Raw genomic sequence first — 13366 nt, forward strand, 5'->3', positions numbered from 1 at the left:
GTTGCGGCGGTGCCCGCCCCTGCACGCGGCAGGCGCCAGCGCGCTCAGTCGAACTGCAGCACGAAGCCGCCGCGCGCCGGCAACGACACCTCGACGTTCTGCGTCGGCCCCACTTCGATGCGCCGGCTGGCCAGGCCCAGCGGGCCGTCGCCATCGACGATCAGGCGCGCGCCGCGACCGGCCACGCCCAACTCCGCCAGGTTCAGGCGCAGCGTGCGCGGTTGCGCATCGGCGTTGATGCCGGCCACGTACCAGCGCGCGCCGCCGCGCCGCGCGAACACCGCGAAGCGGCCGGGATAGCCGTCCACGTAGCGGCTGTCGTCCCACACCGAGGGCAATTCGCGCAGCAGCGCCTGCACCTCCGGCGCGGCCTTCTCAAGATTCTCCGGGGTCTCGGCGTAATGCTGGATGCCGGACACGAACAGCACCGTCTCGGCCAGTTCGAAGCCGGGCGTGGTGCGGCGCTGCACCTTGTCGTTGAGTTTGACCAGGGCCAGCGGGGTGAAGTCCATCGGGTCGAACACGTTGCGCGCGAACGGCAGCATCGCCGCATGCGCCGGCACCTGGTCGGCGTTGACCTGCTCGAAGGTGGCGAATTCCAGCCCGCGCACCGCCTCCATGGTCATCAGGTCCGGCCAGGTGCGCTGCCAGCCGCGCGGCAAGGTGGCGCCATGGAAGTTGAGCATCAGCCCGTACGGCGCGGCGTCCTGCATGATGTCCAGGTAGTAGCCGATCATCGACTGCCCGTCGCCGCCGAAGAAATCGATCTTCACCCCGGCCACGCCCATCGCCTTGAGCCGCGCGAACTCGCGGATGCGGCTGGCGTGGGTCAGCATGCGGTCGCGCGGGGTCTGCGGCGCTTCGTTCCAGCTGCCGGCCGAGTTGTACCAGAGCAGGATCGACACCTGCTTGCTGTGCGCGTAGGCGATCAGCTCGCGCAGCTTGTCTTCACCGATCTGCGTGTCCCACAGGGCATCGATCAAGGTGTAGCGCCAGCCCATGCGCGCGGCGAAGTCGATATAGCGCTTCTGCACCTCGAAGGTGGTGGCGCCATCGCCGAGCAGCGGCCAGCTCCACGACGCCTTGCCCGGCTGCGGCGGCGCGACCGGCGCGGCCGCGGGCGGATCGGCCAGGTCGGTGCCGAGCGTGGACTCGGCGATGGTCTTCAGGCTGCCGACCGCGACGATGCGCCACGGCGAGCGCCACGGCAGCGCGAAGCGCGGATTGGCGGCGCCGCCGGGCAGCACCTCGCGCGGATCGGGCATGCCGATCGCGTACTCGCCGGGCGCGTCGGCGACATCGCGCAGGCGGCTGCCGGCGTGGCCGCGGCCGAGCGACCCCTCGCTGAGCAGCACCCAGTCCGCCTCATGGCGGAACAGGGCCGGATACACCCAGCCGGCCGCGAGCGGCGACGGCGTGCCGACGCCGATGTCCTGCAGGTAGTACTCCTCGTAGGAAGGATTGGTCCTGCCGAAGCCGGTCTTGGCCGGCGACATCGGCTGCAGCCAGGCGCGCGTGGCGGCGGCGAAGCGGAACGTGGTGGCGTCCTCGCGCAGCTCGCGGATGTTCGGGTCGCGCTGCGGGAAGTCGTAGCGGAACGCGACGCCGTCGTCGGAGACCTGGAATTCGATCTGCAGGCGTTCGCCGTTGGCGCCGCGCCAGGAGAACACGCGGCGATTGGCGTGGTAGTCGTTGATGCGCCGCTTGCCGGTCAGCAGTTCGTAGCGATCGTGCACCGTCTCGACCGGCGACACCGAGAGCAGACGCAGGCCCTTGGAGAAATCGGCATCGTCGCGGACCAGGCCGAGCCGCGAGCGCAACAGCACCTCGCGCCCGTCGCGCAGCACGCGGTAGTGCGCGCTGCCGGCCGCGTCCACGCTCACTTGCGCGCGCAGCGTGGCGTCCGGGCTGAGCACGTCGCCGACCATGCGCTCGGCGGCCAGCGCCGGCAGCGCGCACAGCAGCAGCGCGCAGGCTGCCGCGATCGCGGCCGAGGCCCTGTACCAGCGGCTCAGAATTGCGGGTTCTTTTCCCATACCGGCCTCGCTCGGCAATAGACCGCGTAACGCTCGTGGGCGATGCGGTAGAACGGCACCAGGGTCAGCGGGCCTTGCAGTCCGTCGGCCTCGAACACCAGTTCCTGTCCCTCGCGCTTGCGCGCCCACAGTTTTTCCGGCGCGAAATAGACCGATGGCAATTGGCGGCCGACGATCCGGTTCAACGACGGCCGCTGGTCGGACACGTGCAGCTGCGCCGGATCGATGCCGTCGCTCCCCAGTTGCGCCGCCAGCACCAGCGGACCGTACATCATCGCCTGCAGGCTGGGTTCGTCGGGCAGCGGCGCGGCGTGCAGCGCCATCGGCAGGTCCAGTTCGATGCGGTCGCCGTCGGCGAAACGGCGCTCCAGCGCCAGATAGCTGCCAGGTGTCGCCTTGACCGCCTGCGCCTTGCCGTTGATGCGCAGGCGCACGCCCTGGGTGGCCCAGTACGGGATGCGCAGGCGCAGCGTCATCTGCTGCGGTCGCTTGCACTGGAACTCCAGCGCGGTGCCTTCCTGTTGCGGGAACCGGGTGCGCTGCACGACACGCAGGCCGCGCTCGGCCCAGTCCAGTTGCGAGGCGATGAACAGGTTGACGGTGAGGCCGGCATCGTCGCGAAAGTAGATGCTGTCGTTGCTCTTGGCGAACTCCTCCACGCCGGTGCCGGTGCAGCACCAGAACGAGGCGAACGGCGTGTTGTAGAGCTTCCAGTAGCCGGCATCCATCGGCACGAAGTACATCATCATGCCGGCTTCGTCCTGGGTGCCCAGGCGCGCGTTGAACAGCACGCGCTCGTAGTAGTCCATCAGCGCCGCGTCCGGCTGCCAGGTGTACAGGTGCCGGGTCAGCTTGAGCATGTTGTAGCTGCAGCAGCACTCGTGGCTGTGCCCGCTCAGGCGCCCGGCGAAGTGGTCGGGCTTGCCGAACATCTCGAAGTCGCTGACGCCGCCGGTGCAATAGGCATGGTGGCCGCTGACCGTGCGCCAGAAGAATTCGGCGATCTGGCGCTGGCGCGGCTCGCCGTCGATTTCGTAGGCGCGCGCGGCGGCGACGATCTTCGGGATCTGGGTGTTGGCGTGCAGGCCGGCCAGCGCGTCGCGCTGCTGCGCCAGCGGCTCCAGCAGCGCGGCCTGCGCGTAGCGCGCGGCCCAGCGCTGGTACTTGGCGTCGCCGCTGAGCAGGTACAGCTCGAGCAGCGACTCGTGCACGCCGCCGAACTCCACGCCGAGGATGCGTTGCCACTGCGCGTCGTCGAAGCCGTCCATCCACGCGCCCAGCCAGTCGGCGAAGCGTTGCGCGGTGCGCAGCGCCTGCGCGTTGCCGGCATGGCGGGCCATGTCCAGGTGCCCGGCCAGGATCTTGTGCGCGGTGTAGATCGGCACCCACACCTCCTCGCGGCGGCCGAGCCGATCGTAGAACGAGGACGGGTACGCGCCGATATAGCCGTCCGCACGCTGGCAGCGCGCCAGTTCGGCGACCAGCGCATCGGCTTTGTCCTTCAGCGCGGCATCGCCGGTGGCCGCGTACAGCAGCGCGCAGGCCGACAGGTAATGGCCGCCGGCGAAATGTCCGCGGATCTCGCAGTGCGGCGACTCCCAGCCGCCCAGCGGCTCGGCCTGCGAGTCCAGGCCCGCGGCCAGCCGGAAATTGTGCAGCAGGCGGTCGTTGGGAATCGACATCAGGTAGCGGCGATCGCGTTCGCGTGCCTGCAGGAACGGGCCGTCGAGCAATTGCACCTGGCCCAGCGCAAACGGCTGCTCGCGCAGTTGCACGGCCGGCTGCCGTTTCGCGGCCGCTGCTACCTCCGCAGGCGGCGCGGCCAGCGCCTCGCCCTGCGCCAACAGGCCCAGCGCGGCCAGCGAGGCGCCGCCGTAGTGCAGGAAGTCGCGCCGTGTGCAGGCCAGGCCCGCGTCGTCATGTTCCGTCATGCGTCCGCTCCCGAATCCGGCGTGCGCCGGGTCAACACGCGTTGCAGCAGGCAGAACACCAGCAGCAGCGCGCCGATCACGATGCGTGTCCACCACGAGCTGAGCGTGCCGTCGAACACGATCAGGGTCTGGATCACGCCCAGGATCAGCACGCCGAACAGCGTGCCGATCACGTAGCCGCTGCCGCCGGCCAGCAAGGTGCCGCCGATCACCACCGCGGCGATCGCGTCCAGTTCCAGGCCCAGCGCATGCAGGCTGTAGCCGGACAGCATGTAGAACGTGCACACCACCCCGGCCAGCGCCGAGCAGAACCCGCTGAAGGCGTAGACCTTGACCTGGGTGGCGGCCACCGGCAGGCCCATCAGCCGCGCCGAGGCCTCGCTGCCGCCCAGTGCGTACACGCAGCGGCCGAAGCGCGTGCTGTGCGCCAGCCACATGCCCAGCGCCACTGTGGCCAGCGCGACCAGCGCGCCGATCGACAGCGAGGCGCCGGCGCCGATCGGCACGCGGAACTGGGCGATGGCCACGTACAGCGCGTCGTCGATCGGGATCGAGTCGACGCTGATCAGGTAGCTGGCGCCGCGCGCCAGGAACATGCCGGCCAGGGTCACCACGAACGGCTGCAGCCGGTAGCGCTGGATCAGCATGCCCATGAACGCGCCGAACAGCGCCCCGAGCAGCAACACCAGCGGGATCGCCGCCAGCGGCGACCAACCGTGGCCCTGCACCAGAGACGCCGACAGCACCGTGGTGAAGGCGATCACCGCGCCCACCGACAGGTCGATGCCGCCGCTCAGGATCACGAACGTCATGCCGACCGCAGCGATGCACAGGAAGGCATTGTCGATCAGCAGATTGGCGAACACCTGCGGCGACAGGAAGCCGTCGTAGAGCACGCCGCCGGCGCCGGCCATGGCCACGAACAGGGCCACGGTGATCGCCAGCGGCAGGCGCGCGCCGTGCAGCAGCGTGCCGACGCGGCGCAGGCCGCGCGCATTCTGGATCGGGACGCCGGCCGCGCTCATCGCCCCGCTCCCGGCTCGGCACGCCGCACCCAGCCGCGCACGCTGGCGCGGAACTGCGGCGATTGCAGCAGCATCACCGCGAACACCAGCAGCGCCTTGATCAGCATGTTGACCTGCGCCGGCACCCCGATGGCGTAGATCGTCGCGGTCAGGGTCTGGATGATCAGCGCGCCGATCAGGCTGCCGGCCAGGCTGAAGCGGCCGCCGTCGAGCAGGGTGCCGCCGAGGGTGACCGCCAGGATCGCGTCCAGTTCCATCAGCTGGCCGGCGTTGTTGGCGTCGGCGCTCTTGACGTTGGAACTGATCAGCAGCCCGGCCAGGCCGGCGCTGAACGCGCAGAACACGTACAGCAGCACCGCGATCAGCCGCGCCTTGATCCCGGCCACGCGCGCCGCGCGCGGGTTGTGCCCGATCGCGCGCACGAACAGGCCCAGCGCGGTGCGCCCGAGCAGCAACTGCAACACCGCGAACACCGCGGCGACCACGAACAGCGCGAACGGCAAGCCGAGCAGGAAGCCGTTGCCCAGATAGAAATACGGCGGGTAGTAGATGGTCAGGATCTGGCCGTCGCCGATCAGCTGGGCCACGCCGCGCCCGGCCACCATCAGGATCAGCGTGGCGATGATCGGCTGCATGCCGACCTTGACCACCAGCAGCCCGTTCCACAATCCGCACGCGGCGGCGACCAGCAGCGGCGCCACGATCACCGCCCACAGCGGAAAACGGCTGTGCTCGCCGCCGCCGATCATCCACGCCGCCACCGTCGCGGCGATCGCCACCACCGCGCCGACCGAGATGTCCAAGCCGCGCACCGCGATCACCAGGGTCATGCCCAGCGCGACCAGCGCCAGCGGCGCGGCGCGGTTGCCGATGTCCACCAGGTTGCCGTACAGGTGCCCGTCGCGCCATTGCAGCGCCAGGAAGCCCGGATTCCACAGGCCGTTGCCGAGCAGCAGCAGCGCCAGCGTGGCCAGCGGCCAGAACAGCGGGTGGGCGACGATGCGCGCCGGCAGCCGCGGCGCGCTCGGCGATGACGTGGCCGCCGCGCTCATGCCGCCGCGCTCCCGGCGATCAGTTCGAACACCGCGCGCTCGCCGCAGCCGCCCGGCAGTTCGCCGACCAGACGGCGTTCGCGCAGCACCGCGATGCGGTCGGCGATGCGCTCGATCTCGGCGACCTCGGCGGAAATGAACAACACCGCCATGCCCTCGCGGGCCAGCGCCAGGATCCGGGTCATGATGTCCTGCTTGGCGGCGATGTCGATGCCGCGGGTGGGTTCGTCGAGGATCAGCAGCCGCGGCCGCGTCGCCAGCCAGCGCGCCAGCACCACTTTCTGCTGGTTGCCGCCGGACAGCAGGCCGACCGGGGTTTCCACGCTGGCGGTCTTGATGCCCAGCACGTCCACGTAGCCCTGCGCGATGCGCAGCTGCTCGGCCAGCGGCAGGAATCGGCGCAGGCCCATGCGCGCCTGCAGCGCCAGCACGATGTTCTCGCGCACCGACAGCTCGGCGACGATGCCGTCGGTCTTGCGCTCTTCCGGGCACAGCGCCAGGCCGTGGCGGATCGCGTCGGGCGGACCGCGCAGCGCCACCTCCTGGCCGTCGATGGACACGCGGCCGCAATCGGCGCGGTCCAGTCCGAACAGCAGCCGCGCCAGTTCGGTGCGGCCTGCGCCGAGCAGGCCGGCCAGGCCCAGCACCTGGCCGCGGCGCAGTTGCAGGTCGATCGGGTGCAGCTGGCCGCGCCGGCCCAGGCCCTGCGCCTGCAGCAGCACCGGCGCGTCCTCGGGCGGCGCGGCGTCCACCGCGGCCGCGGCGGCCGCGGCCACGTCCAGTTCGCGCCCGACCATCGCCGCGATCAGCCGCGGCGCCGGCAGGTCGGACGCCAGGTATTCGCCGACCAGGCGGCCGTTGCGCAGCACGCTGATGCGGTCGGACACCGCATACACCTGGTCGAGGAAATGGGTGACGAACAGGATCGCCATGCCCTGCTCGCGCAGGCCGCGCATCACCCGGAACAGTTCGGCGACCTCGCCTTCGTCGAGGCTGGAGGTGGGTTCGTCGAGGATCAGCACCCGCGCCGACACGCTCAACGCGCGCGCGATCGCCACCATCTGCTGCACCGCCACCGGATAGGCGGACAGCGCGCGGCGCACGTCGATGTCCACACCCAGCCGCTGCAGGCACTCACGCGCTTCGCGTTCGACCCGGCGCCAGTCGATGCGCCGCGGCCAGCCCTTCAACGGATAGCGGCCGGCGAAGATGTTCTCGGCCACCGACAGGTTCGGGCACAGGTTCACTTCCTGGTACACGGTGCTGATGCCCAGCTGCTGCGCCTGCAGCGGCGAGCTCGGCGCAATCGCGTCGCCGCCCAGCGCCATGCGCCCGGCATCGGCGGCGACCGCGCCGGTCAGCAGCTTGATCAGGGTGGATTTGCCGGCGCCGTTCTGGCCCATCAGCGCATGGATCTCGCCGCCGCGCAGGCACAGCGCCACGTCGTCCAGCGCGGCGACGCCGGCGTAGGCCTTGCTCAGTCCCTGCGCGTGCAGCACCACCGGCTTCATCGGCAGGCTCCGTCAGTACTTGCGCTTGGGCAGCTCGGCGGCGGCCTGCTCCTGGGTGTACACCGATTCCTCGACCACGATGCGCTTGGGTAGCGGCTTGCCGGCCTTGGCATCGCGGATCGCCTGCACCAGCTGCGGGCCGAGCAGCGGATTGCATTCGACGGTGACGTTGAGCTTGCCGGCCTGCATCGCCTCGAACGCGCCCTTCACCCCGTCGATCGAGATCACCAGGATGTCCTTGCCCGGCTTCAGCCCGGCTTCCTCGATCGCCTGGATCGCGCCGATCGCCATGTCGTCGTTATGCGCGTACAGCACGTCGATGTTGCGCCCTTCCGACTTCAGGAACGCCTCCATCACTTCCTTGCCCTTGGCGCGGGTGAAGTCGCCGCTCTGCGAGCGCACCACCTGGAAGCGCGGGTTGGCCGCGATGATTTCCTTGAAGCCCTTCATGCGGTCGATCGCAGGCGCCGAACCCACCGTGCCCTGCAGTTCGACGATGCGCACCTGCTTGTCGCCATCCTTCAGCGGCGACTGCTCGAGCAGCCAGCGCCCGGCCTTGCGCCCTTCCTCGACGAAGTCCGAGCCGATCAGCGTGGTGTACAGGCTGTCGTCGGACACCTTGACCGCGCGGTCGGTCAGCACCACCGGGATGTTCGCGGCCTTGGCTTCGCGCAGCACGGTTTCCCAGCCGGATTCGACCACCGGCGAGAACGCGATCACGTCCACGCGCTGGGCGATGAACGAGCGCAGCGCCTTGATCTGGTTTTCCTGTTTCTGCTGCGCGTCGGAGAACTTCAGCTTCATCCCCGCCTGCTCGATCGCCTGCTTGACCGAGGCGGTATTGGCGGTACGCCACTCGCTCTCGGCGCCGACCTGGCTGAAGCCGACCGTGATCTGGCCCGACTTGCCGGCCGCGTCCTTGCCGCCGCCGGAACACGCGCTCAACGCCGCCCCCAGCAGTACCGCCATTCCCAGCACTGCCGCACGTACACCTGACTTCTGCATAACCCCTCCTCGTTCGTTGCACGCTGGCGGTCGCGCGGCGTTCGGGCCGCGGCGGCCGCCCACCCTCCCAGGCAGGCGCGCGAATGGATCGATCAGTTCATCCCGCGAATGTATAGGCCGTCTTGACCGTCGTATAGAACTCCACCGCATAGCGGCCCTGCTCGCGCGGGCCGTAGCTGGAAGCCTTGCGCCCGCCGAACGGCACGTGCGGATCGACCCCGGCGGTGGGCAGGTTGACCATCACCATGCCGGCCTGCGCGTGCCGCTTGAAATGCGTGGCGTGCTTCAGCGAGCGCGTGGCGATGCCGGCGCACAGGCCGAATTCGGTGTCGTTGGCCAGCGCCAGCGCGTGCTCGTAGTCGTCGGCCGGCATCACCGCCGCAACCGGGCCGAACACTTCCTCGCGCGCGATGCGGTGCTGCGGCTGCGCGGCGATCAGCGCCGGACGCATGTAGTGGCCCTGGTGCTCGCACTCCAGCGCCTCGCCGCCGTACACCAGCTCGGCGCCTTCTTCCTGGGCGATGCGCACGTAGTCGCGGTCCTGCGCGAACTGGCTGGCGCTGGCGACCGGGCCGATGTCGATGCCCGGGGTCAGCGCATGGCCGATCTTCAGCGTGGCCAGGCGCTTGCTCATCCGCGCGACGAACTCGTCGTACACCGCGCGCTCGACGATCAGGCGGCTGGAGGCGGTGCAGCGCTGGCCGGTAGAGAAATACGCGCCGTTGACCGCGATCTCCACCGCCAGGTCCAGGTCCGCATCGGCCAGCACCACCAGCGGATTCTTGCCGCCCATTTCCAGCTGAATCTTCAGCCCGCGCGCGGCGGCCTGCTTGAGCAGATGATTGCCGGTGGGCACCGAGCCGGTGAAGCTCAGCGCATCGATGCCGCGGTCCTCGACCAGCGCCTGGCCGACGGTGCGGCCGCTGCCGATCACCAGGTTGAACGCGCCGCTGGGCAGGCCGGCGCGGCTGAGGATTTCGGCCAGCGCCCAGGCGCAGCCGGGCACGATCTCGGCCGGCTTGAACACCACGGTGTTGCCGTAGGCCAGCGCCGGTGCGATCTTCCACGCCGGGATCGCCAACGGGAAATTCCACGGCGCGATGATGCCGACCGTGCCGACCGGCTCGCGGGTGATCTCCACGTCCACGCCGGGGCGGGTGGAGGCGAGCTTTTCGCCGGGAATGCGCAGCGCCTCGCCGGCGAAGAACTTGAAGATCTGCCCGGCGCGCGCGGCCTCGCCGATGCTCTCCGGCAGGGTCTTGCCTTCTTCGGACGCCAGCAGCGTGCCCAGCTCCTGCTTGCGCGCCAGGATCTCGCTGCCGACGAAGTCCAGCGCGTCGGCGCGCTGCTGCGGCGTGCTCGCCGCCCACTTGGCCTGCGCCGCGTTGGCCGCGGCGATCGCGCCGCGCACCGCGTCGGCATCGACGCTGCCGACCTCGCCGACCGGCGCGGACAGGTCGGACGGATTCTCGTCCGCCGCGATGTCGCCGCCGGCCACCCACTGGCCGTCGATATAGCTCTGGAAACGCTGACTCATGTCGTCCTCCCTTGCTCGGTTACAGCGCGCGCACGCCGCCCAGTTCGAACCCGGCCGACACCCGCTGCAGCGGATTGACCAGCGCCGCGCCCAGTTCCGGCAGTTCGATCTCGAAGCGGTCGCCCGGCTCGGCCTGCACGCCGTCGGCGAAGCTCAGCGTGGCGGTGCCGAAGAAATGCAGGTGCACGTCGCCAGGCACGCGATGCGCGGCGTACTTGAAGTGGTGGTATTCGAGGTTGGCCAACGAGTGGCACATGTTGGCCTCGCCGGTGACGAAGGGCTTTTCCCAGATCACCGCATCGCCGCGGCGGATGCGGCTGCTGCCGCGCAGGTCGCGCGGCAGCTCGCCGCTGCGCAGCTCCGGGCCGACCGCGCAGGCGCGCAGCTTGGAATGGGCCAGGTACAGATAGTTCTGGCGCTCGGTGACGTGGTCGGAGAACTCGTTGCCGAGCGCGAAGCCGAGCCGGTACGGCACGCCGTCGGCACCGATCACATACAGCCCGACCAGCTCCGGCTCCTCGCCGCCGTCCAGCGCGAAATCCGGCGACGGCAACGGCGCGCCCGGCGCGACCAGGATGCTGCCGTCGCCCTTGTAGAACCATTCCGGCTGCGCGCCGGGCTGGCCGTCGCGCGGGATGCCGCCTTCCACGCCCAGCTGGAAGATCTTCATCGAATCGGTGAGCGTGCCCTGGTCAGCCTGCTGCTGCAGGTTCTGGTGCATCGCGTCGCGGGTGGCGGCGCTGCCCAGGTGGGTCAGGCCGGTGCCGGTGACGCGGCAATGCGCCGGGTCCGGATGGGACAGCGGCGACAGCACGCGGTGGTTGGCCAGCAGTTCGGCGTAGTCGAGCACGATGTCGCCGAGCTGATGCGTGGCGTAGTCGTCCAGGCCGAGGCCGGCGGCGAGCGCGGCGTTGGCCAGCGCATAAGTCGAGCCGACTTCGCGCAGCAGGCGCACCTGGGTGCCGTTCGCCTCTATGGCGCCCACGCTGGGGATGCCGGACTCGTCGAGCAGTTGGATCAATCGCATGAATCGGTCGCCTGTCGGAATACGAAAGAGCGGCGCGGCAGCACAGACCGCCGGTGCCGCGGATGCGGTTCTATTCTGGCCGGATGACCTATATGCAACAAATATCGTTTTTGGCTTAATGTATACGAACATTCATATGCATTGGGCCGCCATGCCTGCCGCCACGCCCTGGTTCGTCCGCGCCCGCCTGAAGACCCGGCAGCTGATGCTGCTGCTGGCGATCGAGGAGGAAGGCAACATCCATCGCGCCGCCGAGACCTTGAACATGTCGCAGCCGGCCGCGTCGAAGCTGCTCAAGGACCTGGAGGACATGATGGAGGTGCCGCTGTTCGAGCGGCTGCCGCGCGGCATGCGCCCGACCTGGTACGGCGAGGCGATGATCCGCCACGCGCGCATCGCCCTGTCCAGCCTGGGCGAGGCCGGCGCCGAGATCGAGGCACTGAAGGCCGGCTATTTCGGCAGCGTCAGCGTCGGCGCCATCGCCGGGCCGGCGATGACCCTACTGCCGGCCGCGCTGGCCCAGGTCACCGAACAGCATCCGCTGCTGCGCGTGGCGCTGCGCGTGGACGGCAGCGACGTGCTGCTGGAGCAGCTGGCGCAGAACAAGCTCGACATCGTGGTGGCGCGGCTGTTCGCGCGCCACGACAAGCGCAACCTGCACTACCAGGCGCTGGCCGAGGAAGAGGTGTGCGCCATCGCCCGTCCCGGCCACCCGATCCTCGCAATGCCGCAACCGGCGCTGCGCGAACTGGCCGCGACCGGCTGGATCGTGCCGCCGGACGGCAGCGTGCTGCGCCATCGCTTCGAGTTGATGTTCCAGAACGCCGGGCTGGAGCCGCCGAAGCGGGTGGTCGAGACCTCGGCGTTGGTGGTGCTGCCGCAGCTGCTGCGCCAAAGCGACTACCTGGCGGTGGTGCCGATGGACGTGGCCCGGCATTTTGCCGACCACGGCAGCGTGGCGATCGTGCCGGTGGAACTGTCGTGCCGGATGGACGCGTTCGGCATCATCACCCGCACCGACTGGCTGCTGTCGCCGGGCGCGCGGATCATGCTGCAGGCGCTGCAGGCCGCGGCCGGGCCGGTGTACGGCTACGTCGCGCCGGCAGAGGAAGCGCTGACGCCGGCGGATGCGGATGCGCCAACCGAAGGATGAGGTCGGGGCTGAAGCCCCTCCTACAGTGCACCCAGACAGCTTGCCGCAAGCCCCTGTAGGAGCGGCTTCAGCCGCGACCGAACGCAGCGGCAAGCATTCCGTCTTCGGTCACCATCGGGGCTGAAGCCCCTCCCACAGTGCACCCAGCCGGCTCGCCGCAAGTCCTGTAGGAGCGGCTTCAGCCGCGACCGAACGCAGCGGTCAACATTCCGCCTTCGGACACCGTGGGGGCCGAAGCCCCTCCTACCCGACGACAACGCATCCGCCGCTCAGGTCCAGCCCGCATCCACCACGAATTCCTGCGCGGTGATCGCGCGCGACTCGTCCGAGGCCAGGAACAGCGCCATGCGCGCGATGTCTTCCGGCATCACCTTGTCCGGCAGGCACTGGTTGCGCGCCAGTTCGCGCTCGCCGGCCTCGTCCAGCCACAGCGTGACCTGGCGCTCGGTCATCACCCAGCCCGGGGTCAGCACGTTGACCCGGATCCGCGCCGCGCCCAGTTCGCGCGCCAGGCCGCGGGTCAGCCCGTTCACCGACGACTTGGCGGTGGCGTAGACCGGATAGCCGCCGGTCTTGGTCTGCCAGCCGGTGGAACCGAGGTTGACGATCGAACCGCCGCCGAGCCGCTTCATGCCCGGCACCGCCGCCTGGATCGCGAAGAACGCGGCGCGCTGGTTGATCGCCACGCAGCGTTCCCAGTACTCCGGGGTCACCGCGTCCAGCGCGTGCCGGTCGTCACTGCCGACGTTGTTGAGCAGCACATGGAAATCGCCCAGCTCGGCGGCGGCCTCGCCCAGCGCCGCCTGCAGCGCGGCCACGTCGGTGACGTCGCAACGGCGCCACCACGGCCTGGCCAGGCCGGCCGCGGCCAGGCGCTCGGCCAACGCCGCACTGGCCTCGGCGGCCACGTCGACGAAGGCGACCTGCGCGCCCTGCCCGGCGAAGGCCTCGACCAGCGCCGCGCCGATGCCCGACCCGCCGCCGGTGATGAAGACCCGGCGCCCGTGCAGGCTGCCGTAGGTTGCGTTGCCGGTGCCGGGAGTCGCCGCGCTTGCCGTGTTGTCCATGCCGTTTCGCTCTAGGTGGATG

The 13366-nt window shown here is 70.0% G+C and carries 10 protein-coding genes; 1 reads left to right on the plus strand and 9 read right to left on the minus strand.

Translation table 11 applies throughout. The features are described 5' to 3' along the window. Positions 1-44: 44 nt before the first annotated feature. The 8 genes from HEP73_RS15380 to araD1 all read right to left on the minus strand — a co-directional run bounded on the left by HEP73_RS15380 (position 45) and on the right by araD1 (position 11124). Complete coding sequence (locus tag HEP73_RS15380; protein ID WP_185820642.1) at positions 45-2036, minus strand: glycoside hydrolase family 97 protein; 1992 nt, start codon at positions 2034-2036, stop codon at positions 45-47. Further along, complete coding sequence (locus tag HEP73_RS15385) at positions 2012-3967, minus strand: glycoside hydrolase family 127 protein (RefSeq protein WP_185820643.1); 1956 nt, start codon at positions 3965-3967, stop codon at positions 2012-2014. Before HEP73_RS15385 ends, HEP73_RS15380 begins: the two co-directional genes overlap by 25 nt. Further along, a complete protein-coding gene (gene yjfF / locus HEP73_RS15390) occupies positions 3964-4992 on the minus strand; it encodes a galactofuranose ABC transporter, permease protein YjfF (protein ID WP_185820644.1) in 1029 nt (342 codons plus the stop codon). Before yjfF ends, HEP73_RS15385 begins: the two co-directional genes overlap by 4 nt. Further along, positions 4989-6044 (minus strand): ABC transporter permease, encoded by a 1056-nt coding sequence (locus tag HEP73_RS15395; RefSeq protein WP_185813478.1) that lies wholly within the window; start codon positions 6042-6044, stop codon positions 4989-4991. Before HEP73_RS15395 ends, yjfF begins: the two co-directional genes overlap by 4 nt. After that, positions 6041-7555: a sugar ABC transporter ATP-binding protein gene (locus tag HEP73_RS15400; protein ID WP_185820645.1), complete on the minus strand. Its 1515-nt coding sequence runs from the start codon at positions 7553-7555 to the stop codon at positions 6041-6043. Before HEP73_RS15400 ends, HEP73_RS15395 begins: the two co-directional genes overlap by 4 nt. A 12-nt stretch (positions 7556-7567) precedes the next feature. Continuing rightward, positions 7568-8560 carry an ABC transporter substrate-binding protein gene (locus tag HEP73_RS15405; RefSeq protein ID WP_185820646.1) on the minus strand — a complete coding sequence of 331 codons (993 nt, stop codon included), beginning with the start codon at positions 8558-8560 and terminating at the stop codon, positions 7568-7570. A 97-nt stretch (positions 8561-8657) separates the two neighbouring features. Continuing rightward, positions 8658-10097, minus strand: a complete 1440-nt coding sequence (locus HEP73_RS15410) for an aldehyde dehydrogenase family protein (protein ID WP_185820647.1) — start codon at positions 10095-10097, stop codon at positions 8658-8660. A 19-nt stretch (positions 10098-10116) separates the two neighbouring features. Further along, entirely contained in the window at positions 10117-11124 is a 1008-nt protein-coding gene (araD1, locus tag HEP73_RS15415; protein ID WP_185820648.1) for an AraD1 family protein, read from the minus strand. A gap of 151 nt (positions 11125-11275) precedes the next feature. Between araD1 and HEP73_RS15420 the strand changes: the two genes are divergently transcribed. Continuing rightward, positions 11276-12277: a LysR substrate-binding domain-containing protein gene (locus HEP73_RS15420; RefSeq protein ID WP_185823445.1), complete on the plus strand. Its 1002-nt coding sequence runs from the start codon at positions 11276-11278 to the stop codon at positions 12275-12277. Positions 12278-12546: 269 nt separating this feature from the next. Here HEP73_RS15420 and HEP73_RS15425 read toward each other — a convergent pair whose 3' ends face one another. After that, positions 12547-13344, minus strand: a complete 798-nt coding sequence (locus HEP73_RS15425; RefSeq protein WP_185820649.1) for an SDR family NAD(P)-dependent oxidoreductase — start codon at positions 13342-13344, stop codon at positions 12547-12549. Positions 13345-13366: the final 22 nt, after the last annotated feature.

It is taken from the genome of Xanthomonas sp. GW (assembly GCF_014236815.1).
In the GTDB taxonomy this organism is placed as follows: Bacteria; Pseudomonadota; Gammaproteobacteria; order Xanthomonadales; family Xanthomonadaceae; genus Xanthomonas_A.

Excerpts from the sequence above, each read along its gene's own strand:
- HEP73_RS15400 (WP_185820645.1), bottom strand. The coding sequence starts at position 7,555 with ATGAAGCCGGTGGTGCTGCACGCGCAGGGACTGAGCAAGGCCTACGCC.
- araD1 (WP_185820648.1), bottom strand. The coding sequence starts at position 11,124 with ATGCGATTGATCCAACTGCTCGACGAGTCCGGCATCCCCAGCGTGGGC.
- HEP73_RS15385 (WP_185820643.1), bottom strand. The coding sequence starts at position 3,967 with ATGACGGAACATGACGACGCGGGCCTGGCCTGCACACGGCGCGACTTC.
- yjfF (WP_185820644.1), bottom strand. The coding sequence starts at position 4,992 with ATGAGCGCGGCCGGCGTCCCGATCCAGAATGCGCGCGGCCTGCGCCGC.
- HEP73_RS15395 (WP_185813478.1), bottom strand. The coding sequence starts at position 6,044 with ATGAGCGCGGCGGCCACGTCATCGCCGAGCGCGCCGCGGCTGCCGGCG.
- HEP73_RS15425 (WP_185820649.1), bottom strand. The coding sequence starts at position 13,344 with ATGGACAACACGGCAAGCGCGGCGACTCCCGGCACCGGCAACGCAACC.
- HEP73_RS15380 (WP_185820642.1), bottom strand. The coding sequence starts at position 2,036 with ATGGGAAAAGAACCCGCAATTCTGAGCCGCTGGTACAGGGCCTCGGCC.
- HEP73_RS15420 (WP_185823445.1), top strand. The coding sequence starts at position 11,276 with ATGCCTGCCGCCACGCCCTGGTTCGTCCGCGCCCGCCTGAAGACCCGG.
- HEP73_RS15410 (WP_185820647.1), bottom strand. The coding sequence starts at position 10,097 with ATGAGTCAGCGTTTCCAGAGCTATATCGACGGCCAGTGGGTGGCCGGC.
- HEP73_RS15405 (WP_185820646.1), bottom strand. The coding sequence starts at position 8,560 with ATGCAGAAGTCAGGTGTACGTGCGGCAGTGCTGGGAATGGCGGTACTG.